Annotated in this window: 24 protein-coding genes; 9 read left to right on the forward strand and 15 right to left on the reverse strand. The window is 72.0% G+C overall.

The window, feature by feature from the left end:
* Positions 1-133: 133 nt before the first annotated feature.
* Positions 134-994 (forward strand): polysaccharide deacetylase family protein, encoded by an 861-nt coding sequence (locus ACWCPF_RS36415; RefSeq protein WP_451049402.1) that lies wholly within the window; start codon positions 134-136, stop codon positions 992-994.
* A gap of 31 nt (positions 995-1,025) precedes the next feature.
* Here the strand turns inward: ACWCPF_RS36415 and ACWCPF_RS36420 are convergent, their stop codons facing one another.
* The 9 genes from ACWCPF_RS36420 to ACWCPF_RS36460 all read right to left on the reverse strand — a co-directional run bounded on the left by ACWCPF_RS36420 (position 1,026) and on the right by ACWCPF_RS36460 (position 10,990).
* The gene (locus tag ACWCPF_RS36420; protein ID WP_451049458.1) at positions 1,026-2,078 is read right to left on the reverse strand and encodes an ABC transporter substrate-binding protein; all 1,053 of its coding nucleotides are present in this window, start codon (positions 2,076-2,078) and stop codon (positions 1,026-1,028) included.
* A gap of 113 nt (positions 2,079-2,191) precedes the next feature.
* Complete coding sequence (locus ACWCPF_RS36425; protein ID WP_451049403.1) at positions 2,192-3,277, reverse strand: FecCD family ABC transporter permease; 1,086 nt, start codon at positions 3,275-3,277, stop codon at positions 2,192-2,194.
* The gene (locus tag ACWCPF_RS36430; protein ID WP_451049404.1) at positions 3,274-4,281 is read right to left on the reverse strand and encodes a FecCD family ABC transporter permease; all 1,008 of its coding nucleotides are present in this window, start codon (positions 4,279-4,281) and stop codon (positions 3,274-3,276) included. The genes ACWCPF_RS36425 and ACWCPF_RS36430 overlap by 4 nt, the downstream gene beginning before the upstream one ends.
* A gap of 173 nt (positions 4,282-4,454) precedes the next feature.
* Positions 4,455-5,279 carry an ABC transporter ATP-binding protein gene (locus tag ACWCPF_RS36435; RefSeq protein WP_451049405.1) on the reverse strand — a complete coding sequence of 275 codons (825 nt, stop codon included), beginning with the start codon at positions 5,277-5,279 and terminating at the stop codon, positions 4,455-4,457.
* Positions 5,276-6,253, reverse strand: a complete 978-nt coding sequence (locus ACWCPF_RS36440; RefSeq protein WP_451049459.1) for an ABC transporter ATP-binding protein — start codon at positions 6,251-6,253, stop codon at positions 5,276-5,278. Before ACWCPF_RS36440 ends, ACWCPF_RS36435 begins: the two co-directional genes overlap by 4 nt.
* A gap of 31 nt (positions 6,254-6,284) precedes the next feature.
* Positions 6,285-7,133, reverse strand: a complete 849-nt coding sequence (locus tag ACWCPF_RS36445) for an ABC transporter permease (protein WP_451049406.1) — start codon at positions 7,131-7,133, stop codon at positions 6,285-6,287.
* Positions 7,130-8,110: an ABC transporter permease gene (locus ACWCPF_RS36450; RefSeq protein WP_451049407.1), complete on the reverse strand. Its 981-nt coding sequence runs from the start codon at positions 8,108-8,110 to the stop codon at positions 7,130-7,132. The genes ACWCPF_RS36445 and ACWCPF_RS36450 overlap by 4 nt, the downstream gene beginning before the upstream one ends.
* A gap of 3 nt (positions 8,111-8,113) precedes the next feature.
* A complete protein-coding gene (locus ACWCPF_RS36455) occupies positions 8,114-9,748 on the reverse strand; it encodes an ABC transporter substrate-binding protein (RefSeq protein WP_451049408.1) in 1,635 nt (544 codons plus the stop codon).
* A gap of 93 nt (positions 9,749-9,841) precedes the next feature.
* On the reverse strand, positions 9,842-10,990 hold the full coding sequence (locus ACWCPF_RS36460; protein ID WP_451049409.1) for a C45 family autoproteolytic acyltransferase/hydolase: 1,149 nt from the start codon (positions 10,988-10,990) through the stop codon (positions 9,842-9,844).
* A 168-nt stretch (positions 10,991-11,158) separates the two neighbouring features.
* Between ACWCPF_RS36460 and ACWCPF_RS36465 the strand changes: the two genes are divergently transcribed.
* The gene (locus tag ACWCPF_RS36465; protein ID WP_451049410.1) at positions 11,159-12,094 is read left to right on the forward strand and encodes a MurR/RpiR family transcriptional regulator; all 936 of its coding nucleotides are present in this window, start codon (positions 11,159-11,161) and stop codon (positions 12,092-12,094) included.
* Positions 12,095-12,180: 86 nt separating this feature from the next.
* Here the strand turns inward: ACWCPF_RS36465 and ACWCPF_RS36470 are convergent, their stop codons facing one another.
* Both ACWCPF_RS36470 and ACWCPF_RS36475 read right to left on the reverse strand, forming a co-directional pair.
* Complete coding sequence (locus ACWCPF_RS36470; RefSeq protein WP_451049411.1) at positions 12,181-13,101, reverse strand: peptidoglycan-binding protein; 921 nt, start codon at positions 13,099-13,101, stop codon at positions 12,181-12,183.
* A gap of 86 nt (positions 13,102-13,187) precedes the next feature.
* On the reverse strand, positions 13,188-15,224 hold the full coding sequence (locus ACWCPF_RS36475) for a BTAD domain-containing putative transcriptional regulator (protein WP_451049412.1): 2,037 nt from the start codon (positions 15,222-15,224) through the stop codon (positions 13,188-13,190).
* Positions 15,225-15,565: 341 nt separating this feature from the next.
* Here ACWCPF_RS36475 and ACWCPF_RS36480 point away from each other — a divergent pair, with 341 nt between their 5' ends.
* The 4 genes from ACWCPF_RS36480 (at position 15,566) to ACWCPF_RS36495 (ending at position 18,255) form a co-directional block, all read left to right on the forward strand.
* The gene (locus ACWCPF_RS36480; RefSeq protein ID WP_451049413.1) at positions 15,566-16,261 is read left to right on the forward strand and encodes an SGNH/GDSL hydrolase family protein; all 696 of its coding nucleotides are present in this window, start codon (positions 15,566-15,568) and stop codon (positions 16,259-16,261) included.
* A gap of 200 nt (positions 16,262-16,461) precedes the next feature.
* Positions 16,462-16,986 (forward strand): SigE family RNA polymerase sigma factor, encoded by a 525-nt coding sequence (locus ACWCPF_RS36485; RefSeq protein WP_451049414.1) that lies wholly within the window; start codon positions 16,462-16,464, stop codon positions 16,984-16,986.
* A complete protein-coding gene (locus tag ACWCPF_RS36490; RefSeq protein ID WP_451049415.1) occupies positions 16,976-17,674 on the forward strand; it encodes a hypothetical protein in 699 nt (232 codons plus the stop codon). The genes ACWCPF_RS36485 and ACWCPF_RS36490 overlap by 11 nt, the downstream gene beginning before the upstream one ends.
* A 140-nt stretch (positions 17,675-17,814) precedes the next feature.
* Positions 17,815-18,255: a hypothetical protein gene (locus ACWCPF_RS36495; RefSeq protein WP_451049416.1), complete on the forward strand. Its 441-nt coding sequence runs from the start codon at positions 17,815-17,817 to the stop codon at positions 18,253-18,255.
* Between the two features lie 18 nt (positions 18,256-18,273).
* Here the strand turns inward: ACWCPF_RS36495 and ACWCPF_RS36500 are convergent, their stop codons facing one another.
* The 4 genes from ACWCPF_RS36500 to ACWCPF_RS36515 form a co-directional block, all read right to left on the reverse strand.
* Positions 18,274-19,236: a D-alanyl-D-alanine carboxypeptidase family protein gene (locus ACWCPF_RS36500; protein WP_451049417.1), complete on the reverse strand. Its 963-nt coding sequence runs from the start codon at positions 19,234-19,236 to the stop codon at positions 18,274-18,276.
* A 307-nt stretch (positions 19,237-19,543) separates the two neighbouring features.
* Entirely contained in the window at positions 19,544-19,708 is a 165-nt protein-coding gene (locus ACWCPF_RS36505; protein WP_451049418.1) for a hypothetical protein, read from the reverse strand.
* Positions 19,709-19,757: 49 nt separating this feature from the next.
* The gene (locus ACWCPF_RS36510; RefSeq protein WP_451049419.1) at positions 19,758-21,314 is read right to left on the reverse strand and encodes a flavin-containing monooxygenase; all 1,557 of its coding nucleotides are present in this window, start codon (positions 21,312-21,314) and stop codon (positions 19,758-19,760) included.
* 1 nt (position 21,315) lies between these two features.
* Positions 21,316-22,491 carry a patatin-like phospholipase family protein gene (locus ACWCPF_RS36515; RefSeq protein ID WP_451049420.1) on the reverse strand — a complete coding sequence of 392 codons (1,176 nt, stop codon included), beginning with the start codon at positions 22,489-22,491 and terminating at the stop codon, positions 21,316-21,318.
* 225 nt (positions 22,492-22,716) lie between these two features.
* Here ACWCPF_RS36515 and ACWCPF_RS36520 point away from each other — a divergent pair, with 225 nt between their 5' ends.
* From ACWCPF_RS36520 to ACWCPF_RS36530, 3 genes are all read left to right on the forward strand, one after another.
* Positions 22,717-23,310: a TetR/AcrR family transcriptional regulator gene (locus ACWCPF_RS36520; protein WP_451049421.1), complete on the forward strand. Its 594-nt coding sequence runs from the start codon at positions 22,717-22,719 to the stop codon at positions 23,308-23,310.
* A gap of 347 nt (positions 23,311-23,657) precedes the next feature.
* On the forward strand, positions 23,658-24,995 hold the full coding sequence (locus tag ACWCPF_RS36525; RefSeq protein ID WP_451049422.1) for a phosphatase PAP2 family protein: 1,338 nt from the start codon (positions 23,658-23,660) through the stop codon (positions 24,993-24,995).
* A 518-nt stretch (positions 24,996-25,513) separates the two neighbouring features.
* Entirely contained in the window at positions 25,514-26,356 is an 843-nt protein-coding gene (locus tag ACWCPF_RS36530) for a CAP domain-containing protein (RefSeq protein ID WP_451049423.1), read from the forward strand.
* Positions 26,357-26,364 lie beyond the last annotated feature (8 nt).

Consider the following 26,364-nt stretch of genomic DNA (forward strand, 5'->3'; position numbering starts at 1 on the left):
GCGAGCGGGAGTGCAACCTCGGACGTCTGTTCGTCATCAAGGAGGGTGAACAGGCTCAGGCACGGGGACGGCACAGGGGCGGCGCGAGTTGAACACACGGTCCAGGAGGGCGGCCCTGGCCTGTCTCCTTCTCTTGACGAGCCTGGCGACGGGCTGCGCGGACAAGTCCTCCGCAGGCTCCGCCGAAGCAGGCTCCGGGAAGGCCGACTCCGGGAAGACGGGCGCCGCGAAGTCTCCGTCCGCCGCGCCGACCTCCTCCGCGCCGGGGGCCCGGATTCCCGGCGGTAAGGCGGGCGCGCAGGCCGGCACCGCAGCCGCCTACCGCAAGTGGGGCCTCGAACCGCTGGCCGCGCCGCCCACCCCGCCCGTGACCAAGCCGGTGAAGCTTCCGGCGGCGGACGGCACGGTTCCGGTGATCAGCGAGATACCGACCGAGGAGAAGATCGTCTTCCTCACGTTCGACGACGGGGCCGAGAAGGACCCGCGGTTCGTGACGATGATGAAGGAGTTGAAGATCCCCTTCACGATGTTCCTGACGGACGCCGCCATACGCTCCGACTACGGCTACTTCAAGGAACTGCAGGGGCTCGGCGCCGGCGTCCAGAACCACACGCTGAGCCACCCGAATCTGCGCACCCTGGGCGTGGCGGCCCAGCAGCAGGAGATCTGCGGCCAGCAGACCAGGCTGAAGGCCGAGTACGGCGTCACGCCCCGGCTGCTGCGTCCGCCCTACGGCAACTGGGACGAGAACACCCGGGCCGCCTCGGCGTCCTGCGGCGCCGAGGCGATCGTCCTGTGGCGCGAGTCCATGCAGATCAAGAACATGCAGTACCAGCGCGGCGACCGGAAACTCCACCCGGGTGACGTCATCCTGGCCCACTTCCGCGGACCGGCCGAGCTCAAGGGCACGACGATGACCGAGATGACGGCGAACATGCTCCGTCACATCCAGGAACAGGGCTTCACGGTCGCCCGCCTGGAGGACTACCTGTAGTCAGTTCGTCCGTTCGTCAGTCCGTCCGGGACTACTTGGCGAGGTGCTGCTCCAGGTCGGCCAGCACCTCGTGGGCGGCCGTCACGCCGAGGCCGAGGTACCAGGTCTCGTCCGGGACGTCGTAGGCGTGCCCGGCCTTGACCGCGCCGAGGTTCTTCCACAGCGGGTTGGCCTGCGCGGCGGACTTGCCGGTGGCCTTGGGGTCGCCGTAGACGCCGGTGAAGATGTAGTCGGCGTCGGCCTGGTCGATGTTCTCGGCGCTGATCTCGGCGGCGAGGTCCTCGATGTCCTGGTTCTTCGGGCGCGGGACGCCGATGTCCTTGAGGATCGTGCCGATGAACGAGGAGTTGGCGTACAGACGGATGACGCCGTCCGGCATGTAACGGACCATCGACACGGTCGGCTTGTCGGCGCCGATCTTCGCGCCGACGGCCGCCGCCTCGGTGCTGTACTGCGCGAGCTTCGCCTTCGCCTGCGCCGTCTTGTCGAGCGCGGCGGCGTTCAGGAGGTAGTTCTCCTTCCAGGTGAAGCCGGGGCGCACGGAGAACACGGTCGGCGCGATCTTCGAGAGCTCGTCGTACTTGTCGGCGGCGCGCAGCTGGCTGCCCAGGATCAGGTCGGGCTTCAGCGCGGCGATCGCCTCCAGGTTGAGGTTGTTGATCGTGCCGATGTTCTTCGGGCTGCCCGCGTCCTTCTTCAGGTACGACGGCAGCTCGGGGGAGCCCTCGGTGGGCGCGAGGCCGACCGGCTCGATGCCGAGGGAGACGACGTTGTCGAGCTCGCCGACGTCGAGGACGACCACGCGCTCCGGCTGGGCCTCGATGACCGTCTTGCCCATGGCGTGGGTGACGGTGCGCGGCCACTGGCCGGGCTTGGCGTCGGTCCCCATCGCGGCGGTCTTCTTCGCCGCGTCCGCGAAGCCGTCCCCGCCCTGGGCGACGGCCTTCTTGTCGCCCGCGCCGGCGGCCGGCGTGGCCTTGGCCTTGTCCTCCCCGTCGTCGGAGGAGCCGCCGCACGCGGTCAGGGTGAGCGCGGCGGCGAGGGCGAGGCCGGCGGCGGCGGTGCCGCGGCGGCGGAGGGACACGGGCAGGGACATGGGGAGGACTCCCGTCGTACGGAACGCTTCAGGTCGTTCGGGTGAGCTGCGGGTGCGATGCGGGTGCGACATGCCACGGCGGGACATGGAAAGCCGTGGCCTCATGTGGTGCGGCCGCGGGTGCGGACGATCAGCCACATCAGGTAGGGGGCGCCCACCAGGGCGGTGAACACGCCGACCGGCAGCTCCAGCGGTGACAGCAGCCGGCGGGCCAGCAGGTCGGCGACGACCACGATCAGCGCGCCGGTCAACGCCGAGCACAGCAGCGGGACGTGCGGGGTGCGGGCGAGGCGGCGGGCGATCTGCGGGGCGAGCAGGGCCACGAAGTCGACCGGCCCCGCGGCCCCGGTCGCGACGGACGCGAGCACCACGCCGAGCACGCTCAGACCGACCCGGACCCGGTCGACCTTGACGCCGAGCGCGGTGGCCGTCGTCTCGTCGAACGCGGCGCTGCGCTGGGCGCGGGCCGCCCACAGCAGGAACGGCACGAGCAGCAGCAGGACGGTCGCGAGCGGGGCGGCCTGGTCGTAGCCGCGGCCGTTGAGCGATCCGGTGAGCCAGGTCTTCGCCTGCTGGGCCACCAGATAGTCGCCCTTGGTCACCAGCAGCCGGGTCAGCGAGCCCAGCGCCACCGAGACGCCGATGCCGACCAGCACGAACCGGGACGCGGCCAGGCCGCCCCGCCAGGCGAGCAGATAGACGAGCAGCGCGGTCAGCAGCCCGCCCGCGACGGACACATAGGGCAGGGCGGCGTACGAGGTGAGTCCGAAGGTCATCGCGGCGACCGTCGCCGCGCCCGCGCCGTGCGTCACGCCGATGACGTCGGGGCTGGCGAGCGGGTTGCGGGCCATGGTCTGGATCAGCGCGCCGGACAGTCCGAAGGCGACGCCCACCAGCAGCCCGGTCACCAGCCGGGGCAGCCGCAGCGTGCCGACGACGAGTTCGTCGGGACTGGGCAGGCCCAGCAGCACCCGGACCACCTCGTCCGGCGCGACGAACGACTCGCCGATGCACAGGGATGCCACGACCGCGGCCGCGAGCAGCACGGCGAGGACGCCGGTCACGGTGAGGCTGCGGCGGTGGATCAGGAAGCTGGTGCCGCGTCCGGGGCGCAGCACGGTGTGCCCGGCGGGCAGCACCCTGGCGGGGACATCGTTGTCGACGCGGGTCGTCAGGTCGGACGTCATGCCGTGGCCACCGCCTTCTTCCGCCGCACCAGCACGACCAGGAACGGCACCCCGGCCAGCGCGGTCATGACCGCCACCGGCACTTCCGAGGGGCGGACGACGGCCCGGCCGAGGACGTCGGCGAGGAGCAGCAGCACCGGGCCGAGCAGCGCGGCCATGGGCAGCAGCAGCCGGTGTCCGGGGCCGACGAGCGCGCGGGCCATGTGCGGAACGGCGAGGCCGACGAAGGCGATGGGGCCGGCGGCGGCGACCGCGGCGCCGGTCAGCAGGGTCGCGCCGAGGGCGCCGGTCGCGCGCAGCAGGGCGACGTTGCGGCCGAGGCCGCGGGCGATGTCGTCGCCGAGCGCGAGGGCGTCGAGGCCGCGGGCCATGGCGAGCACGAGGAGCAGACCGGCGAGGAGGAAGGGCCAGACCTGGCCGACGATCGTGGCGTCGCGGCCGCTGATCGAGCCGACGTCCCAGAACCGGAACTCGTCCAGGGCGCGGGCGTTGGTGGTGAGGATCGCCGAGATGACCGAGGCGAGGAACGCGTTCATCGCGGCGCCCGCCAGCGCCAGCTTGACCGGTGACGCCCCGTCGCGTCCGCCGCCCGCGACGGCGTAGATGGCGACGGCGGCGATGCCCGCGCCCGCGAAGGCGTACCAGACGTAGCCGTTCAGGGTGTGCACGTCGAGGAAGGCGATGGCGCAGACGACGCCCAGCGAGGCGCCCTGGCTGATGCCGAGGATGCCCGGCTCGGCGATCGGGTTGCGGGTGATGCCCTGGAGGACCGTGCCGGCGACGGCGAGCGCGGCGCCGACCAGGATGCCGATGACCGTCCGGGGGACCCGCAGGGACCGGACGACCTGGGCGTCGTCGCTGACGCCGCCGTGCACCAGGGCGTCCCAGACGACCGAGGGCGGCATCGCGCGGCTGCCGACGGCGAGGCTGAGCGTCACGGCGAGCGCCAGCAGGAGAAGAGCGGCGACCAGCCGACCGGCGCGGCGGCCTGCGACTCCTGACATTCGCCCTTCTCCCTGCTTCTCCCGGTTGATCCGCCTCCCTGGCGGTTAGCAAAGGCTTGCCTAAGAATACGCTGTGCGGAAGCGGTGCTTCCGGTCGGGTGCCCGGGCGGTCGGGGCGTGCGGTCGGGAGGGGGATCGGGGGCGGGATCGGACTGGGACCGGACTGGGATCGGTCAGGCGCCGGCGCGGGCGCGGGCCTCCGCGGGGTCCCAGCCCTCGTGCGGCACGGAGTCGAGCAGCAGCCGGGTGTACGCGTGCTCGGGCGCGCTCAGCACCCGTGCGGTCGGGCCCTGTTCGACCACCGTGCCCCGGCGCATCACCACGGTCTCGTCGGTGATGTGCTGCACGACGGACAGGTCGTGGCTGACGAAGACGAGGGCGACGCCGGTCTCCCGCCTGATCTCGCCGAGGAGCTGGAGGATCTGCGCCTGGATCGACACGTCGAGCGCGGCCACCGCCTCGTCGAGGACCAGGACCCGGGGTTCGACCGCCAGCGCCCGTGCGATGGCGAGCCGTTGGCGTTGGCCGCCGGACAGCTCGTGGGGCTTCGCGTCCGCCTCCCGGCTGCCGAGGCCCACCTGGTCGAGCAGCGCCTCGATGTGCGCATCCGTCGAGGAGTGACCGTGCAGCCGCAAGGCGATCCGCAGGCACTGGCGGGACGTCAGCCGCGGGTCGAGCGAGACGTAGGGGTCCTGGAAGACCATCTGGATCTCCCGGGCGCGGGCCAGCCGGTCGCGGCGGTGGTGCCGGCCGCGGCCGGGGGTGCGGTCCACGCCGTTCACCGCGATGGTGCCCGAGTCGGGCCGGATCAGACCGACGAGGGTGCGGGCCACGGTGCTCTTGCCCGACCCGGACTCGCCCACGATGCCGAGCGAACCGCCCGGGGACAGGGTGAAGGACACCTGGTCGGCGGCGGTCAGCCGGTTCCCGCCGGGCAGCCGGTAGGTCTTGCGCAGGGAGTCGACGACGAGCAGCGGCGCGTCGGGGAGGGTCGTCATCGGGCGCTCCCGGTGATCTGGAGGGAGGGGCGTCGGCAGGCCGCCGAGCCGCCGCCGACGACGGACAGGTGCTCCGGCTGCCAGGTCTCGCAGTCGGGCTCGGTGTGTTCGCAGCGCGCCGCGAACGGGCAGCCGGTGAACGCGTCCGCGAGGGACGGCGGCCGCCCGGGGATCGGACGCAGCGCGGTGGACGTGTCGCCCAGCTCCGGGGAGCACGCCAGCAGACCGCGGGTGTAGGGGTGCCGGGCGCCGGAGAAGAGCAGGCTGCCCTGCTGTTCCTCCACCACGCGGCCCGCGTACATCACGTACACGCGGTCGCAGTACGCCGCCGCCAGGTGCAGGTCGTGGGTGATGAACAGCAGGCCCAGGCCGCGTTCTTCGCGCAGGGTGCGCAGCAGGGCGAGGATGTCGGCCTGCGTGGTGACGTCGAGGGCGCTGGTGGCCTCGTCGGCGAGGAGCAGCTTCGGCTCGGCGGCGAGGGCGCCGGCGATGACGACGCGCTGCAGCATGCCGCCGGAGAGTTCGTGGGGATGCTGGCGCAGATGGCGGGCCGGGTCGGGCAGGCCCACGGCGTCGAGGAGTTCGACGGCCTTGGCCCGCGCGGCGCGCTTGTCGGTCCGTCCGGTGCTGGTGAGGGCGAGGCGTTCGAGGAGGAAGTCGCCGATCCGGCGCACGGGGTTGAGCGCCGAGCGCGGGTCCTGGTGGACCATGGCGACCGTGCGGGCCCGGTGTGCGCGCAGTTGCGCGCCGGTCATGGCGGGCACGTCCGCGCCGTCCACCCGGACCCGCCCGGTCGCCTGCGCGGCGTCGGGGACGATGTTGAGCACGGCCTTCGCGGTCGTGGACTTCCCCGAGCCGGACTCGCCGACCAGGCCGACGACCTCCCCGGCGCCGACCGTGAGCGACACGTCCGCGAGCAGCGGCCGGGCGGCGCCGGGCAGGGTCAGGGTCAGATTCTCGATGTCGAGCAGCATGTCGTGCGTCTTGTCGTGCGTCACGGTGTCTCTACTTCCTGGCGCCGAGGCGGTCCGCGGCCCAGACGCCGACCACGTTGAAGGCCACCACGACGGCGGCGATGGCGGTGCCCGGCACGAGCGCGGGCAGCAGGGCCCCCTGGACGATCGCGGCCTGGCCCTCCTGCACCATCAACCCCCAGTCGGAGCTGGGTGGTTGGGCGCCGAAGCCGAGGTAGCTGAGGGTGGCGAGGCTCATCAGGGACTCGCCGAACAGCACGACCAGGTAGCCGACGATGGACCGGCCGAGGTTGGGCACGAGGTGGGCCACGCAGATCCGGAACCCGCCCATGCCCTGCACGCGGTAGGCGTCGATATAGGACTTGGACCGCTCGGCCAGGGCCACACTGCGGGTGTACTTGGCGATCGTCGGCGCGAACGCGAGGCCGAGGGCGACCACGGACGTCGTCATGCCGGAGCCGAACACGGCGATGATCAGGACGACGAACAGCAGCCCCGGGAACGCGTACATGACGTCGGTGATCCGGGAGACCAGCGCGTCCACCCAGCCGCCGCGCCAGGCGGCGAGCGTGCCGAGCGTGACGCCGAGGACGGCGGCCAGCAGCAGCAGGACGAGCGGTGCGACCAGGCTCGTCCGGGCGCCGTACAGCACCCGGGAGAGCAGGTCCTGGCCGGAGGCGTCGGTGCCGAGCAGATGGTCGCCGCTCGTGCCGACCAGGGAGGACGACAGATCGACGGCGTCCGGGGCGTACGGCGCGAGCAGCGGGGCCAGGACGGCGGCGAGCACCACGAGGGCGAGGAGGGCCCCGGCGACGAGCACGCCCCAGGGGAGCCGGGCGCGTTCGCGTACCGGCGCGACAGCGACGGGCACGGCGGTCATGCGCTGCTCCTCATGGCTTTCAGGCGCGGGTCGAGCAGCGGGTGCACGAGGTCCACGACGGTGGTGACGACGATGTACGAGGTGACCATCAGCAGCAGGACCGCCTGGGCGACGGGGAAGTCGTGGCTGTTGATGGCGCCGACGAGCAGCGAGCCGATGCCGCTGATCCCGAAGACGGTCTCGATGGCGACGGTCCCGGCGAGCATGCCCGCAGTGACCAGGCCGCACATGGTGACGATCGGCCCGAGGGCGTTGCGCAGCACATGCCGGCGGATGATGTCCCGTTCGGGCAGTCCCGCGGCGCGGGCCACCGCGACGTGCTCGGCGGCGCCCGCGTCCGCCATGGCCTGCCGGGTGACCCGGCTGATGACGGCGAGCGAGCCGAGCGCCATGGCCACGGCGGGCAGGGTGAGGTGGTGCAGGGTGCCGGTGAAGCCCTCGCCGCTGCCGGTCACCGGGAACCAGCCGAGCTCGACGCCGAACAGGGCGACCAGCGCGATGCCTCCGACGAACGACGGCACGGACGCGGCGAGGGTGGTGCCGCCGACCACCGCGGAGTCGACCCAGGTCCCGCGCCGGACCCCGGCGAGGACGCCGGCGCCGACGCCGAGGACGACGAACAAGGCGGTGGCGTACGCGACGAGGGCGAGCGTCGTCGGGAACCGGGCGGCCAGCAGGTCGGAGACCTCGTCGCTGTACTGGAAGGAGCGGCCGAGGTCGAAGTGCAGGCAGTCCCAGAGCCAGCGGCCGTACTGGACGACCAGCGGTTCGTCCAGGTGGTACTGCTCCCGGACGCTCGCCAGCCGTTCCGGGGTCAGCTTGTCGCGGCCCCCCGCCAGGAAGACGGCGGGGTCGCCGGGCGCGGCGTACACGGCGGCGAAGATCACGAAGGAGGAGGCGAGCAGAGTGGCCGCCAGCCCCGCGAGCCGCCGCCCGGCCTGCCGTACTGTCTGCCGTCCGAGGGCGACGATCGTCACGGGTCAGCCTTTCTTCGCGCCGAGCTGCGCGGCCCACGGCGAGTAGAGGTACGCCATCGAGGCGGGCGGACCGGTGAGTTCGTCGTTCATGATGAGCACGGTCGGCATCTGTGCGACGGGGATCCACACCGCGGCCTCGCTGAACTGCCGCTGGATGTCGACGACGAGCGCGGCGCGCTTGGCGTCGTCGATGGTGCGCAGCGCCTCGCCGACCTTGGTGTCGTACTCGGGGCTGTTGAAGCCCACCCAGTTGTTGGAGCTGTCGGACAGTCCGTTGTCGTAGAACCCGATCGGGTCGCTCTTGGAGATGTACCAGTCGGCGACCAGCACGTCGATGTCGGCGCGGGCCTCCTTGTCGCCGTAGAACTCGCCGTACGTCGCGCTCGGCACGGTCTTGATCTGCGCCTTGAGCCCGAGCTGGGTGAGCGCGGCGCGGACCGCGTTGGCGATCACGAGGCGGCCCTGGGTGGAGTCGGTGCCGATCACGATGGGGGTGTCGGGCTTGGCCTTGGCCTTCTTCACCAGTTCCTTGGCCGCGGCGAGGTCGGGCTTGGCCGGGGCCTGAGCGAGCTGCTTCTGCGCGGCCTCGAAGGCGGGCTTCTCGTAGCCCCAGGCGCCCGAGCCGACGGGGGTGGCCCACGGTTCGACGAGGCTGCCGTAGCCGGACTTGGCGATGCCGGCGCGGTCGAGCGCGAGGGACAGCGCCCGGCGGATGTCGGGGTCGGCCAGTCCGCCGCGTTCGGTGGGGATCAGATCGAGCGTGGCGGTGCTGGGGCCGTAGTACTGGGCGAGGCCGGACTTGCCGCGCAGGGCGGCGGCGGTGGTGACGGTGTCGAGGTAGGCGCCGTCGGCGGCCCCGGTGCTGAGCGCGTTGACCATCGCGCTGTCCTCGGCCCAGCGGAAGACGACCTGCTGGGTGAGCGGCTTCTTGCCCCAGTAGTCGTCGGCGCGGGTCAGGGTGATGGAGTCGCCGGACTTCCAGCCGGTCAGCTCGTACGGGCCGGAGCAGGCGTCGCCCTGGCCGGGGGTGCCGAAGTCGTCGCCCGCCTTGTCCACCTGCTCCTTGTTGTAGACGAGCCCGGCGTCGCCCGCGAGGGCCTTGGTGAACAGGGCGTCGGGCTGCTTGAAGGCGATGGTGATCTCACGGTCGCCGGTCTTGGTCATGGCGGCGACGGAGCCGAACTCGTCGGACTGCTCCATCTCCGGCTCGGCGTGCCGACGCAGGCTGTAGAGGACGTCGTCGGCGGTCATCGCGGAGCCGTCGTGGAAGGTGACGCCGGCGCGCAGGGTCAGCACCAGGGTCTTCGCGTCCGGTCGGGTCTCCTTCTCGACGAGGGAGGGCTGCACGGACATGTCGGGCTGGAGCTGGTACAGCCGCTCGCACACGTTGCTGAGGACGGTGCGGCCCGCGCTGCCGCCCTGGGTGTCGAGGTCCAGGGACTCGGGCTCGTCCTCGAGCAGCCAGTTCACCGAGTCGACGGCGCCGGCGGCCGCCGCGGTGGTGGGCGTGAGTTTCAGCTTCGACACGTCGACGCCGGCGGTGTTCTTGGCCGAGCCGGTGTCGGCGCCGCCACAGGCGGCGGTGAGGGCCATCGCGCCGACGATGCCGAGCGGCGCGAGACGGGAAGTGAGCTTCATGGCGGGCTCCTGGACGGGGCGGAGGGAGGTAAGAGGGGGAGCTTCGGCATGTGGGGGGTGGAGAGGGGACAGGGCGATCGGGGGATCAGCGGATCAGGCGGGTCCGTGCGGACCGTCGTAGAGGTTCCACGGGAGGTGCTGGTACTCGTGGTCGCAGGGGGTCCCGGCGGTGACGCAGTAGTCCCCGGCGGTCAGGTCCACACAGGAGGAGACCAGCGTCGTCCAGTGCTTGATCTGCGGCTTTCGCGGGTCGGAGTGGGTGCACAGCGACTCCGGGAAGCCGAGGTGGTCCGACATCGCCTGCTTGATCAGCTTGCGGGACTCGTCCGGCCCGGTGGCGCCCCGCAGCAGCCGCAGGCCGTCCTCCGCGCGCGGGACCCGCACGAGCGAGTCGGGGGAGAGCGGCCGGTAGCCGGCGGCGAGGGCTGCGGGGACGCCGGCCTGGTAGTGGTTGCCGTGCACGAGCAGCCCGTCGGTCGGATACATCCAGCCGTGGCCGGCCGGTGTGGTCTCCAGATCGACGGCGAAGCCTTCGCGGCAGGTCAGCAGGGCGTTGCTGGCGATGTGGGCGCGGGTGCGGCACAGCACGTCCAGCGCGTCGGTGATGCTCGACTGGTCGAGGACGCTGCGCCGGATCACGGTCTGCGGCAGTCCGACGGCGTCGTCGAACCGGCCGCCGAGGCCGTTGGCGTTGAAGGCGATCCCGGCGGAGTTGGCGCCCTGCCGGCCGATCTGCCCGGCCTCCACCTGCATGATCAAGGTGGGCTTCGGCGGCTGGACGATCCGCAGCATGACGACGGTGTCGGCGACGCCGGCCCGCCAGTCCCAGTTCTGCCCGGCCCACACATGCCCGTCGCCGCTGGCGGGCCCGAAGGCGGCGAAGGAGGTGCACCCTTCCGCGGGCTCCTCGGGTTCCGCCTGGGTGCGCATCCGGGTGAAGGAGTCGTCGTAGATGACCTCGCCGCGGGCGTTGAGCGCGAGGACGTCGAGCAGGTCCACTCCGGCGCCGTCGGCGATACCCTGCATTTCTTCCAGCAGGTGCGGCGCGTGGTCGCGGACGGGCTCCAGCCAGCGGGCGGCACGCGCGGTGACCTGGGTCCAGGTCAGGCCGGAGGACGCGCCGAACGCCTCCGTGTAGTAGCCGACAGCGGCCTCTATCTGCGGGGCGACGGCCTCTCCGTACTGTCGGCCCCTCTGGGACGGGGTCCCGGAGATCTCGACGACCGGAAGGCTGTGTTTCATGGAGAGGCTCCTCGGCGGGACGTGGTCGCGCGGACGCGGACGCGGGGACGCGGTCGCGTGGACATGGTCGGCGGGGCACAGGCGCTGTAACATCTGTTCCGGAAATTCATGTTCCTGGAACAAGTTGTTCAGAGCGTAACGTCGGAACCGGGGGAGTCAAGAGGCGTAATGGATATTTCACAGCCCGGCGGTGCGGGCAGCGCCGCTCCCGGCGGCCTCACCCGGCTGCGCGCCACCGTCCGCGACCTGTGGGACGAACTGTCCGCCTCCGAGCGGACCGTCGCGCAGTACGTGGTCAGCGCCCCGGTCGAGCAGGTGATGTTCGCCAGCACCCAGGAACTCGGCGCGGCCAGCGGCACCAGCAACGCCACGGTCGTCCGCGCGCTGCAACGCCTCGGATACGCGGGGCTGCCCGCCCTCAAGCGCGAACTCGCCGCCGACTTCACCGCGGCGCAGGCGCCGGACGTCCGGCTGGCGCAGCGCATCGCGCACGTCGGCAAGGACCTCGACAAGATCTGCGGCGATGTCTTCGACGAGACGCTGGAACGCCTGGAGCAGTGCCGGCGGCTCGTCGACACGGAGGCGCTGGGGCGGGCGGTGACCGTGCTCGCCGAGGCCCGTGACGTGTTCTGTTACGGCGTGGCCGCCTGCGAGCTCGCGGCCCGGCACCTCGCCCGCGCCCTGGGCCGGATCGGCCACCGGGCCCGGTTCGTCGGCGACACCGGCTTCGCGCTCGCCGACCCGCTGGTGTCCGTGGCCCAGGGCGACGCGGTCGTCATCTTCCAGCCGGGGCGGCCGCTCGCCGAACTCACCGTGCTGGTGGAACGGGCCCGCGCGGTCGGCGCCCGGGTCGTCTTCGTCACCGACCAGCTGAGCGAGGCCTTCGCCGACCGCGTGGAGGCGGTCCTGCTCGCCCCCAACACCCCCGCGGGCAACACCAACGAGCCCCTCACCGGCCTGGTCATCGCCGACGTCCTCGTGCTCGCCCTCACCGCCCTCGACGAGACCTCGGCGGTCGAGCACTCCCACCAACTCAACGCCCTGCGCGCCCAGTTGCTCAACGGCGGCGGGGGCGCCGGAACACGCGGCAGCCGATCGGGCTGACGGCTGACGGTTGACGTGACCGAGCCTCCGTCGGGTGATCCCCGACGGAGGCTCGGCTCATTCGGGCTCAGCGGCCCTCGGCACGCTCAGGAGAACAGCAGCCGCCAGGTCAGCGGGCCGGGGTTGCCGTCGGCGTCGCCGCGCAGCTCCGGGCGGGACTTCTGGAAGTCCCGCACGTTCAGCCGGTCCGCCTCGCCCCAGGACTTGCTCGGGCCGACCCTGTAGTGGTCGCCGAAGCCGCGCTTGACCAACTGCTTGCCGAGCTTGAGGACATGCGCGTTCGTGGCCCCGGGCACGAAGTACTTGCGCCCCGGGAACGCGGGGACCGTCGGCTTGGCGGGCGGGGTGGTCGCCGGCGGGGTGTCGTCGTCCAGGTCCAGGTCGGACTTGGCGTACTTGATGATCCGGGCGAAGTCGATCGCGCCGGGGTCGCCGTGCAGGTTCTCGGGCACGTGCATATGCCCGCAGACCCCCTTGAACGCCTTCCACTGCGCGGCCGTCATCCGCTGACCGCCGCCGTTCTTGTACGACGTCGGGTACGCGGGCCAGCTCTTCGCGCCGACCAGCGGCACGCCGTGTTCCTCGTGCATCCAGCTCAGGAAGGCGGCGACGCCCTGCAGTGCCCAGTCGGGGGCGTCCGGCCAGTAGATGTGCGCCTTGCCCGCGGTCGTCCACTTCTTGTGCGTCTTCGGGTCGCAGGTGCCGACGAGTTCCACCTGGCACACGTTCAGGGTGTTCGTCTCGACGCCGCCGCTCAGATTTTCCAGCGCCCGCGAGGAGGTCTCCACGTCGAAGTGCTGGTACCACTTCAGCTTCTTGGCGGCGAGGTCGGGGACCGCCGTCAGATTCGGCGCGGAGCCGCCGCCGCCGTAACCGGGCAGGGTGGGGCCCTCGGTGGTGTGCAGGACGACGACATTGACCTGCATCGGGTCGCCGCCGAAGTCGTCCTGGTACCAGTTGGCCCGACTCGCGCCGGGGTATCGCTGAGGTCCGGTCTTGGTGCTCATCACAGACTCCTTACGTGGAGAAAAGCGAACGAGTAGACAACGAGAGAGAGAAAGAAAGGGAGGTGGAAAAAGGGGCGACCCGGCCGTCAGCGGCCTGGGGCGCGGGCGGACGCCGCCGCCGTCGGCGCGCTCGGCGCCATGGGGCCCGCCGCGCGCAGATGCCGCGCCACACGCGCCGGATCGGCGTCCTCACGGCCCGCCAGTTCGCGGGCGAGTGCCGCGTGCCGAAGCTGTCGGGAGGAAGGAGTCTGTGTGCTCAGCATCACATCGCGGGCCAGCTCGGGCAACCGGTAGCGACCGCCCCCGCCGAGGTCCCGGCCGACGTCCCCGCCGAGGTCCCTGCCGACGTCAGGGTCCGCGTCCCAGACGAGGATCCGGGCCGTCACGGCGGCGTCGACCAACGGCAGCAGCTCGTCCCGCGCCAGGCCCTGCACCGCGGCGAGCAGACAGACGTCCAGCCACTCGCCGTCGGCCGCGGCGTAGGTGAGCATGGAGCGCGCCGCGCTCGGCAGCTCGACGAGTCTCGCGTGCAGGACGTTGCGCACCGCGGCCGGCACCTGAGCCCGCGGCCCGGTGCGCCGGCCGGGCGGCAGCTTGAGCAGCTCGGCCAGGGCGAACGGCTGCCCCTCGGTGCGCCGGTGCAGCGCCACCGCCTCCTCCGCCACCGCCACCGCTGCCTCCGGCGCCGCGTCCGCGGCTAGGAGTTCGGCCACGTCGGCGACGGTCAGCGGCTCCAGGGTCAGCCAGGTCGCGCCGAGCAGGGCCAGCTCCGCGAGCAGCATGCTGGACGTCGGGCTGTCGCCGTCGCGCAGCGCGCACACGAACAGGACCGGGCCCTCCCGCAACACCTCGGCGAGCCGCCTCAGCAGCCGGTGGAAGCCCGGCGGCGCCTGGTCGAGGTCGTCGACGACGCACAGCGTGGGCCGCTGCGTGAGCTCATGGACGACCGTGCCGAGCGGGTCCCGCTGGGCGTCGTCGTCCTGGGCGGAGTCGGAGCCGTCCTGCCGCAGCGCGTCCAGGAGTTGGACGGTGGGGCAGGTCGGGACGATCCCGCGGTTCCCGCTGAGCGCCTGACCCGCCCGGGTGCGGGCGACGGTGAACCCGGCCGCCGCGGCCCGCGCGGCCAGCTCCGCCAGCAGCCGGGTCTTGCCCGACCCCTGCACCCCGCTCACCACCGCCCACCCGGGCCGCCCCGCGGCCGCCGCCGACAGCAGGGCCGCCAACTGCGCGCTCTCCTCGCCCCGGCCCACGAAGGGGGTGGCGGCGGGCCGGGGGCCGAGGTCCGGGTGCCCGCACGCGGTGGCGAAGCCCGGCCCGGGGGGCAGCGCGGAGAGGGACCGGGCGGACGCGGACGCGAGCGCGCCGCCGAGGACGACGACGTCGTGCCGCAGGATCGCGGTGTGCAGCTCCCGGAGCTGGGGGCTGGGGTCCAGGCCCAGCTCCGTGGCCAGCATGCCGCGGAACCGCTCGTACTGCCGCAGCGCCTCCACCGGCCGGCCGGCCGCGTACAGCGCGCGCATCAGCAGCGCCCAGGACGTCTCCCGCAGCGGGGCCTTGAGGACGAGGTCCTCGGCGACGTCGATCGCCGGCTCCGTCTCGCCCTGCTGGACGAGGATCGTGGCCAGGAGCTCCTTGGCGTCCTGGTGCGCGCCGTCGAGCCGGGTGCGCTCGCGCGTCGCGAAGGCGTGCTCGGCCGCCTCGGCCAGCGCCTCGCCGCGCCACAGCCCGAGCGCCGTGTCGATCTCCTGGCGGGCGGTGGTGAGTTGACGTTTCTTCAGCGCGTCCCGGGCCTTGCCGACGGACTCCTCGAAGAGCGCCGTGTCGCGTGCCTCGCGGGGCGCCTTGAGCGCGTAGCCGGCCGGGCCGCTGACCAAGGTGGTGGACCGGCCCTGGCGGACCGGGTCGAGGACCGCGCGCAGCCGGCTGATGTGGGCGCGCACGGAGGACGCGGCGCCCGTCGGCCGGTCGGCCGGCCACAGATCACGGCAGAGCGTGTCCTGCGAGACGGGCCGGCCGTCCTCGATGAGCAGCCGCACCAGCAGCAACCGGCGCTGCCGCGGGCCCAGGTCGAGGGAGGCGCCGCCCTTCAGGACTTCGACGGGGCCGAGCACGCCGAACCGCATCGCGGGTGCGTGTGGGTGTCGTGAGGTCAACGGTCGGCCACCTCCTGGGCGTTGAAAGGAACGCGGTTACTGCAGTTACTTACGTGGCGCGCCCGTAAAGGAGTCAACCGACGGCCGCACGTCTTTCTGAATAAAAGTCGATTGCGGACAACAGACCGGACAACAGACCGACAATTCCTGAGCAACGAGGCGCGGTTACCTTCGGGATGCTGTGACACGTAATCCGTCTGAAGGAACTCATGCGTAAATTGAAGTCTGCCGTCGTCAGCACTGCGATGGCATGCGCCGGAATTGCGGCGCTCTCCGGTGCCCCCGCCCATGCGGCGGGAGAACTGGAATATGTGGCTCTGGGGGATTCGTACGCCTCCGGGGTCGGCGCCGGTCACTACGACAGCGACAGCGGTGACTGCAAGCGCAGCGCGCTCGGTTATCCGGCGCTGTGGGCGGGCGTGCACGACGAGTACACGCTCAAGGACGTCTCGTGCAGCGGCGCGACCATCGCGGACGTGCGGGCCAACCAGCTGTCCGCGCTGAGCGAGGGCACCGACTTCGTCACCCTCACGGTCGGCGGCAACGACGCCCAGTTCAGCAGCGTGGTCCAGGCCTGCCTCTTCCAGGACGACGCGTACTGCAAGACGGCCACCGACTGGATGTCTTACTACGCCAAGAACCAGCTGGTCGACGAACTCGCCGCGCTGTACAAGGAGGTCAAGGACAAGGCGCCGAACGCCACCGTCACCGTCCTCGGCTACCCGCAGGCGATCTCCACCACCGGGGCCTGCCCCGTCATCGACCTCAGCGCCGACAAGCGCACCTACATGAACGCGTTCGCCGACGCCCTGGCCGAGGGCGCCCAGGCCGCCGCGGACAAGGAGCCGGTCCACTTCCTGGACATGCGCGCCGAGTTCAAGGACCACGGGGCGTGCGGCTCCGACCCGTGGATCAACGACCTGACCGACCCGGCCTCGGTGTTCCACCCCACCGCGGGGGGCTACATCGGCGGCTACTACGCCAAGCTCGAAGCGACCTGGGGCTGACCCCCCGGCCGCATTCCGCGTGACCGTCCCCCGGGACCGGGCGTCCAGCCCGGCCCCGGGGGACGGCCCCTTGAACCTGGGACTCGTGTTCATCGTCTTTCCCGTGGGTTGTGTTGTGTTTCGATGGGCCCGACCTACGGGACCTGTACGCACGGCGGGGCGGCCAGGTTGCACGGATTTCCAAGACTCCGGCGGGGGGCATGACCGAAGACGAGTTCGACGCCTTCTACACGGCCGCGTTCCCCCGTCTGACCGGGCAGCTCGCCGCGTTCACCGGGGATCACGTGGAGGCGCAGGACGTCGTCCAGGAGGCGTTCGTCCGGGCCTGGGACCGGCGGCAGCACTTCCTCGCCGACGAGGCGCCCGAGGCGTGGATCCGCACGGTGGCCACCCGGCTGGCGGTCAGCCGCTGGCGCCGGGCCAGGCGCTGGCTGGAACTGGTGGGCCGGACCCCGCCGCCCGAGTCCACCCCCGGGCCCGGCCCCGAGCACACGGCGCTCGTCGCCGCGCTGCGCCAACTGCCCACGGCACAGCGGTTGGCGATCGTCCTGCACCATCTGTGCGACCTGAGCGTGGAGCAGGTAGCCTCCGAGACCGGCGCGCCCGTGGGGACGGTCAAGGCCCGCCTGTCGCGGGGCCGGGCGGCGCTGGCGAGACATCTGACGGCGGACGAGGCGGCCGAAGCGGTCGACCCGGTGCGGAAGGAGGGCGGCCTTGTCGGATGAACCCTCCACCGAACGTTCCGCCGAACTCTCCATCGCACTGCGTGAGTTCGCCGCACAGGCCGAGACTGCGCCGGTCCTCTCCGGCGCCGAGGTCCGAGCCCGTGCCGTCCGCCGAGCCCGTCGCCGTCTGACGGCCGCGCTGGGCGCGACCGCGACGGCCCTCGCCCTGGTGGCCTTCGCCCTGACCGCGGACTTCACGGCCGACGAGGACGGCAAGCGGACCGGGACCGGGACCGGGGCCGCAGTCGGAAAGCAGCGCGAGACCCCGTCCGCCAAGCCCGCCGGCCCGCCCCCGTCCCCGTCCGCACCCGTGCCCGTGCCCGTCGGCACGCTGGACCTCGACCGGCGCACGCTGACCGTCGAGGACCGGACCCTGGGGCTGTCCTCGGAGTACATCGACCCCGCCGGGCTCACGGGCCCGCTCACCGTGTACCGGAAGTACGACACCAAGGCGCTGACCGTCACCGACCTGTCCGACGGTTCCCGCCACGTGCTGGACATCACCTACGCGGTCGAGCTGCGCGACGCCCGGGACCAGCGGGTCTACGTCGGCTTCAGCTTCGCCTTCGACGTGCACAAGGACGACGCCGGCGGCGACGGCCACAGCTGGATCGACCTCAAGAGGTCCGACGCCGAGTGGTTCCACACGGTGGCGACGACCGGCACGTCCTTCTCGCTCGGCGGCTGAGGGTGTAGCGGGCTACACCCCGGGTTCGGGAGGCCGCTCCCTCGTTGCGGAGCGCGCCGGTCGGGATCGTGGACAGCGGATCGGAGAGATCCGAAACACCCCGAGTCCCGTCCCCGCAGTCGTCCCGGAAGGTCCCTGCCATGAAGCACGCCCAGTCCGCGAACTCCTTCTTCGCCGCCGTCCAGCGGTTCGTCGCGAACGTCCTCCTGTGGGGCGCCTTCGCCGTCGGGCTCGTCGCGAGCGCCGCCGCGGGCGCCGTCGTGGACGGCGACGCCAAGAACGTCGTCGCCGCGGCCGGAGGCGTCGTCGCGCTCGTCGCCGGCTCGCGGATCGCGAAGAAGCCGAAGATCAAGGCGTTCCTGGGCCGGCCCGGCACGCTGTGGTTCCTGTTCCTCTTCAACGCCGGCACGGCCGCGGCCATGTACTTCACCATGGACGGCGTCAAGGGCATCGTCGGCGCCGCCTGCATGGGCCTGGTCTCCCTGGGCGCGGCGGGCGGGCTCGTCGCGAGCCGTCGTGCGCGGGCGGAGGCGGCAGGGGCCGTCCAGGAGCGGACGGCCCCCCAGACCCCGTGGGCCTGACCGACGGGCCTGACGGTCTCAGCCGAAGTACGCCGTCTCGTTCACATGGAACATGTAGTCGCGCCAGTGGGCCTCGATGTACGTGAACCGCGCCGGGTCGTAGCTCCACTGTCCGGCGAGCGAGGCGCCGATGACGTCCTGGTGGGCGCGGATGTAGTCCAGGGCCGCCCCCGAGACCGGCGCGTACGACCAGTGCCAGCGTTCCTCGGTGATCGCCGGCGGGGTCGCGGCCGACTGGGCCGTGTACGTCTGGAGGAAGCCGTGGCGGGCCGCGTTCGCCCGCAGCCAGCGGTACTTGGCGGCCTCCGGACCGTCGTCCGTCCAGTCCTGGGGCCTGGTGTTGAAGAAGTCCGCGTCGGTGCCCAGATGGTGGCGCGAGACGCCGGGCGCGGTGGACGTGCGCAGGATCTCGACCTGGCGGACCTCGGAGGTCAGGGACTCCCACACCGAGCGGTGCGCGTCGTTGTCCGGGTTCCACTGCAGGGCCGCGCCCAGCTGGTCGGGGTACGCGGCGCGCACCTCGGCGGTGATGATGCCGAAGCTGCCCGCGCCGCCCGAACCGGTGCGCAGGAACTCGTACTTGCGGTCCCATATCAGGCGCTGCGTCGCCGCGTTGCGCACGAAGGAGACGACCACCGCGCCGCGGTCGACGCCCAGTTCGGCCGCCGCGGCGTCGGCCAGCGCGCCGACCTGGGCGTCCGTCTCGGGCTTGATGCCGTCGGGGGCGGCACCGGTGCCGGTGATCCAGGCGGCGACGGCCGCCGGGTCGGCGGCCTCCAGGATGCCCGCGATCACCCCCTTGCGGAGGTCGATGTCGGCCTGCGAGGTGAACGTCTGTGCCGCCACGGCCGGTTCCGAGGCGACGGCGGCCCGGCCGATGGCGGCCGTGCCGACGGCCGCCGCCCCCGCCGTGACCAGCCCGAGGAACCGTCGTCGACTCGCCCGCCCGCCGCCGTGCGCGGCCCCTGATCTGTTCTGCATGTCCTGCCTGACTTCCCGTTCCCCCCGCACCGGTTCCGTACACCGGCCGACAAACGAGAATCGCACGGACGTGCCTCGATCCGGCACGGGGGTCGGCAGTCGGCGCGTCGCCCAACACCTGTGTGCACACCGCGAGTTCGGCACTCCGACGGTGGGCAAGTGCTCCGCTGGAAGTGCCGCGATGTGCCGTCGTTCTGCTGCGGCGCCGTCGTGGCTGGTCGCGCAGTTCCCCGCGCCCCTTCAGGGCGCTGCCGCACCGCGGCCGACTTCCCCCGGCAAGCCCAGAGCCGGTTCGGCAGGGAGGACGTCAGGTGCTCCCAGGCCTCGTGGACCTGCTCGCCGACAGGTCGATCTCCACTGAGCTGTTCTCGATCGCCGCGAACACTCGCCCGCCGGCGGTCCGGTCGGTCACGTGGACGCCGCCGTTGCAGGGCCGCATGGCCGCCGAGGCGTTCGCGAGTGCGGTCGTCACGCTGAGGTCCGATGCTATGAAACTGGTGGTGCAGGTGAAGCTGTTGCTTCTATGCAAGTGTGTATTGCCCATCGGTGTCCGACGTGGCTGTGGTGGCTGTACTGGCCGTATAGGCCTCGGGGTCGAACCGCGCCAGGCGTCGGCGCATCCGGCCCGTCGACCACGGCCAGCTGAAGCTGTTGCGGCCGTTGTCGTCCAGGTAGTAGCTGGCGCAGCCGCCCGCGTTGTAGACGGTGGACGGCAGCGCCTGCTGGACCTCGGCGTTGAAGGCCGCCTGCACTTCCGGCCGTACGTCCATGGCGGCCCAGCCAGCCGAGCGGAAGTGCCGGACCGCGCCCGCCATGTAGCCCAGTTGCGCTTCCAGGACCATGTACGCGGAGGAGTGCCCGGTGCCGAGGTGCGGCCCGAGCAGGACGAACGCGTTGGGGAAGCCGCTGACCGTGGTGCCGAGGTAGGCGTCCGGGCTGCCCTGCCAGTGGTCGTCGAGACTGGCGCCGTCGGCGTCGAACACCCGCCGGCCGATGGGCATGTCCAGGATGTGGAAGCCGGTGCCCAGGATGATGGTGTCGACGTCCGCGCCGCTGCCGTCGGCCCCGATGACGCGGCTGCCGTGGACGGCCTCCACCGCGGTGGCGTGCACGCTGACATTGGGCCGGGTCAGGGCCGGATAGTAGGTGTTGGAGAGCAGCAGCCGTTTGCAGCCCAGGGTGTAGTCGGGGGTCAGCGCCCGCCGCAGCCGCGGGTCCTTGACGGTGGCCCTGAGATGGAGGGTGCCCACCTTCTGCACGGCCCGCAGCAGACCCGGGCGGCGGAAGCCGACGCCGAGCGCCTCCAGCGCCGCGTACTCCGCGTTCCGCAGGGCGCGCTGAGCCCCCGGGACGCTGCGCAGCACCCATCGCTCGGCACGCGGCACCGGGTGGTCGGGCTTGGGCAGCACCCATTGCGCGGTGCGCTGGAACAGGTGCAGCCGGCCGACCCGCGGCTGGATCGCCGGGACGAACTGCACGGCCGAGGCCCCGCTGCCGATCACGGCGACGCGTGCGCCGGCGAGCTCGTGGTCGTGGCGCCAGCGCGAGGAGTGGAAGACCTCGCCGGGGAAATCGTCCAGACCCGGTATCTCGGGGAGCAGCGGCTCGTGCCAGGGGCCGGCCGCCGAGATCAGGAAGCGGGCCCGGTAGCGGTCGCGCGTGGTCTCGACGTCCCAGCGCGCCTCGCGCGGGTTCCACTGCGCCCGGGTGACCTCGGTGCCGAAGCGCACCAGCGGGGTGATGCCGTACGCGGCGGCCGTGTCGTGGAGGTAGGCGCGGATCTCCGGCTGGCCGGCGAAGGCACGCGTCCACTCCGGGTTGGGCGCGAAGGAGTAGGAGTACAGCGCGGAGGGGACGTCGCAGGCGCAGCCCGGGTAGGTGTTGTCCCGCCAGGTGCCGCCGAGGTCGTCCGCCTTCTCGACGAGGACGAGGTCGCGCACTCCGGCCTCGCGCAGCTTGATCGCCGCTCCGATGCCGGACAGCCCGCTGCCGATGATCAGCGCCTCGACGTCATGGGTCTCGCGGACGACGGCCACGGCGGGGCTGTCGGGGCTGTCGGGGCTCTCCGGGTGCGGCATCTCAGGCTCCTGTCCGGGCGTCGGCGGTGTGCACGGCGTCGCGGACGACGGCGCGGGTGGTGCGCAGGGACGTCTCCAGCACCGTCAGACGGCGGCGGGGGTCCATGAAGTTGCCGCCCATCACCTCCAGGTCGGCGGCGGTGGGCTCGATCCGGACGACCCGGACGCCCGCCGCCCGCAAGGCCGCGCACTCCGCGTCGAGGGTGCGGGTCATGACGCGGCGCAGCAGCGCTTCCGCCCGGCCCGGTCCGGTGCGCGGTCCGGGTGTGCGCGAGCTCATCGGCGCGACGACGTAGACCTCGTCGAGCCCGCCGGTCGCCAGGAGGTCGGCGGAGGCGGTGGAGAGGATGCCGCCGTCCGCGTAGCGCCGGCCGTCGATGCGCACCGGGGGGAACCAGCCCGGTACCGCCCAGGATGCGCGGAGCGCGTCCCGCAGGGCGACCGGTCGGCTGTCGGGGTGCCCGAAGACCGTGCGCCGGCCCGTGTCGAAGTCGGTGGCCACCAGCCAGGTCGCGGGATGCCGGACCCACTGTCCGGCGGGCGTCAGGAAGTCCGCGAGGGCGGCCATCCGGCCGTTGTCGCCCCGCCCTTGCGGCAGCATGCCGGACAGCCCGGCCAGCACGGGAACGCTGCGGCGCAGGGCCCGGCGCGCCAGCCCCGGCGACCCGGGGAACGCCGCAGGCCTCGGCGGCACCGCCCGCGGTGCAGCGGCGAAGTGCCGCACCAACGCGGACGGGACGTCGCGCCGGTCGCCGCGCCCGGCGTCGTGCCGGGCGTCGGACGGGACGTCGTGCCGGGCGTCGTGCCCGGCCTCGCGCCGCTCGTCGTGCCGGGCGTCGGACCGGACGTCGTGCCCGGCGTCGGACCGGACGTCGCGCCGGACGTCGGACCGGACGTCGGACCGGTCGTCGGACCGGTCGTCGCGCCGGGCGTCCGACCGGGCGTTGCGCCGGACGTCCGACCGCTCGTTGTGCCCGGCGGCCTGCCCGGCGGCCAGTTGCGCGGCCAGCAGGTCCGCCACGCCGATGCCGCCGCCGAGCAGGGCCGCCACCTCGGCCCCGGCGGAGGTGCCCACCAAGACCTCGGCCTCGCGCGGGTCCCATCGCAGGGCCTGCTGGAGCGAGTGCAGGGCGCCGATCGTCCAGGCCGCGCCGAGCGTTCCGCCGCAGCCCAGCACCAGCCCTCGGGAAGGGGGCGTGGGGAGCCCTCTGGACGGGGCCGTAGAAGGGGACGTGAAAGGGGTCGTTAAGGGGGCCGTTCGCTTGCCCGTTGCGGTCACTGAGGTCTCCGCCCATTCGGGATACCGACGAGATCGGGATACTAGCGGTATCCGAATGCGCTGGACAGCCCGAACCGGAGTTAGGATCCGAGAGCTTCAGGAGCTCGGGAGAGGGAGCGAGACATGGCCCGCCTCAGCCGCGCCGAGAGTCAGGAACGCACTCGCGAGCGGCTCGTCGCCACCGCACGGCAGTTGTTCCTCCGCGACGGCTACGGCGCCACCTCGCTCAGCGACGTCGCGGAGGCGGCCGGCTACTCCAAGGGCGCCGTGTACTCCAACTTCCGCAGCAAGGACCACCTGTGCCTGGCCGTCCTCGACGACATCCGCGCCGAACAGCTGACGCTGCTCACGGATTCCGTCATGCGCGACGCGAGGATCGACGACCGCCTGGCGACCTTCGCCGCCTGGGGCGAGGAGCACATCGGGGACGAGGCCTGGACGACGCTGGAGGTCGAGTTCCTCACCAGCGCCCGTCATGACGACGAGCTCCGGCGGGAGATCGCGGCCCGCGCCGCCATGATCCACGAGATGCTGGCCCAACTCCTCGACGCGCTGGCCCAGGAGTTGGGCGTCTCACCGGCCATGCCCGCCGACCAGGCCGCACGGACCCTGCTCGGTCTCGGCATCGGACTCGGCGTCCAGCGGATCGCCGACCCGACCGTCCCCACCGCCGTACTGACCGACACCCTGCGGCTCATCCTGCGCCTCAACGACTAGGACGGGTCCTGGGTTCCGCATCGCGGCGCGTTCCCCGTCACACGGCTATTGACCTGCGCAGATGCGCTGTGCTTCGCTCGCGGGCGGACCGACGGGCGGGAACGAAACCAGGAACGACGCCGGAACGACGCCGGAACGGCTTCAGAACGGCTCCGGAACGCGGCCGGAACCCGGACGGCCGTCCTTCCGTCTTGGTGACGGACGGAACCCGCCCCCGACATGACCCAAACCTAACAAAGCGGCCGAAATTGATACAGACAACACCTGAGGGCTCTTCGCGGAGCGCGCGAATAACCTGGAGGACGGCGTCCGCCGTGTGGCGTCGACCACGGGCGAGACTCTGGGCCGTGGCGGGCGTCGCGGTCCTCGGATTCCTCGTCGCGCTGGAGTTCGTCGCACGTCACTACGGCCTGTCGGGGCCGATCACCTGCCAGGTGCGCGAGGTGATCTTCCCCCCTAAATCGGGTGGTCTGCTGTACGCCAGCATGGCGTTGATGCTGGTGGTGTTCACCTGGCCGCAGCGGTTCGTCGCGATCGGCGCCGCGATCGGCATCGACCTCGTCTTCCTGGCGGTCCGCTGGGCGGCCGGCATCCAGGTGACCGAGGGGCACCCCTTCGGCAACGGGGCGCTGTGGGTGACGCTCGGCTGTGCGGTCCTCGCCGTCACGCGCCGCACCGGCCGCGAACGCGTTCTGCTGCTCAAGGGCGCCGCGCTGGGCCTGCTGCTGATGACCGGCCGCAAGACCGGCGACACCTGGCTGCTCATCACCTCGGAGACCCGCCCGACGGTGTTCGACCAGTACGTGGCGACCGCCGATCACGCGCTGGGCGACCCGTCGTGGCTGGTGGGCCGGATCGTCACGGCGAGCGGACCGATCGGCTTCAACGCCCTGGACTTCGTCTACGGCCAGCTCCCGGTCGCCGCGGTCCTCGTCGCGCTCTACCAACTGCGCAACGTGGCGGTCGAGCGCCGCTTCCCGGTCCATCACCTGGTGCGCACGTTTCTGGCGATAGGCCTCATCGGGCCGGCCTTCTACATGATCTTCCCGGTGGTCGGTCCGATCTTCGCCTACGGCAACGGCACCGAGCACTGGGCGTCCGTCAGCCTGTGGGCGGAAGCGCACTCCACCGCGCAGTGGGCGGTGGCCGATGTGTGGCCGCACACGCTGCCGCAGGTCAACACCCCGCACCCCATGCCGTTCGACGACATCACCCCACGGAACTGCATGCCCAGCCTGCACACGGCATGGGCCGTCGCGATCTTCATCCATACCCGGAAGGGCCCGAAGGCGCTGCGCTACGCGGGCGCCTTCTGGCTGGTCGCCACGCTCGCCGCGACGCTGGGCTTCGGCTACCACTACGGCGCGGACCTCCTGGCCGGCGTGGTGTTCACGCTGACGATCGAGGCGGCCCTGCGCGCGTACGACCGCGGCTGGGACCGCGCGGGCATCCGGCTCGTCGCCTACGGCGCGACCGTCTTCGCCGCGCTCCTGCTGTCCTACCGCTATCTGTCGCTGGAACTGGCCCGACACCCGTGGATCTATGGTCCCCTCCTCGTCCTGGCGATGAGCTCGGTGATCTACGCCTACGTACGGACGACCGCGCTCGCCCGGCCGGAACCGAAGGCCGATGCACCGCAGCCGGCGGAACCGGCGGAACCGCAAGCCCGTCAGGCTGTCCAATAGGCGGAGCGGTTCTCTCTCTGGTCGCCGCCCGGCGTCAGAAGGTTGCCGTCCTGAGGTCGAAAAAATTGGGCGGTCCGCATTCACAGCCGGGGCACAACTCCGCACACCTCGAATTGCAGTGATGTGTGTCACGCCCGGAATGGTCGGCAATAGCGATGAATGCCTGACTGTCGAAGGCAATGACTCTTCGCTTTTGAGCCCCAATCGGGAGCTTGCCGTCATCGGCAGGTAATTCACATCGCCGATCGGGCCGACGGCGGGGGTCGGGGGAGTTTCGATTTCGGCCTGGTCACGGCCGAGTTCCGGGCCTCCGGGAAGGCGCGGGAACGGCTGGATCCGCAGCCCCTCGCGGCCCGGGGAAACCCCGGAGCGAGCGTCCGACGGCGGCGCGGGTGTTCATTGCCCCGCGCGCCGAGGGGTCCACATAATGACCGGGCTCGCCAGGGGGCCGATGGTCGGCCCGCCGCCTTTGATGTCGAAACATCGGGCGAATTCGGCGAGTTCGAATGAGGCCACCTATGACCCGCATGACCCGTACGACTCGTACAAGCAAGCGTCGCCAGAAATCGAAGCGCCGGAAGATAGCCGGCGCCGCAGCCGTCGTGATGGCTGTCGGCGCCGTCGCCATTCCTTCCGCCGCCCAGGCGAGCAGCGGCGACTCAGAAGGCTGGAGCGTCGTCTCGTTCTCCTGGTGGGGATGGGGCAAGGCGCGCCCGGGAACCGGCCCGACCCCCTCGCCGTCGGCCTCGGTCTCCGCCTCCGCGTCGGCCTCCGCTTCGGGCGCCGCCACGCCTGCCGCCGCGTCCGGCACCCCGAGCGCGTCTCCCTCCGGCGCCGCGTCGAGCGCGTCCCCGTCGGCTTCGATATCCGGCAGCCCGACCGTCACGCCCGTCGCCGACCCGTCCGACGAATCCACGTCGGCGCCGAGTTCTCCGGCGGCGGCGGAGCCCAGCAGCAGTCCCAGCGCCACCGCCGCCGCGGATCCCGGCCCCACGGAGCGGGTGCTGGTCCTCGTCAACGCCGAGCGCGCGAAGGCCGGTTGCTCGCCGCTGACCGAGAACGCCAAGCTCACCAAGGCCGCGCAGGACCACAGCCAGGACATGGCCGATCACCAGAACATGTCCCACACCGGTTCCGACGGTTCGTCCCTGACCGACCGGCTCTCGCGCGTTGCGTACAAGTACCGGTCGGCCGGCGAGAACGTCGCCGCCGGGTACACCACCCCCGAGAGCGTCATGGACGGCTGGATGAACAGCTCCGGCCACCGGGCGAACATCCTCAACTGCGGCTACAAGGAGATCGGCATCGGCCTGGCCCAGCCGGGTTACTACTGGACCCAGGACTTCGGCTCGACCTCGTAGCCCTCTCG

This window comes from Streptomyces sp. NPDC001858, assembly GCF_053594615.1.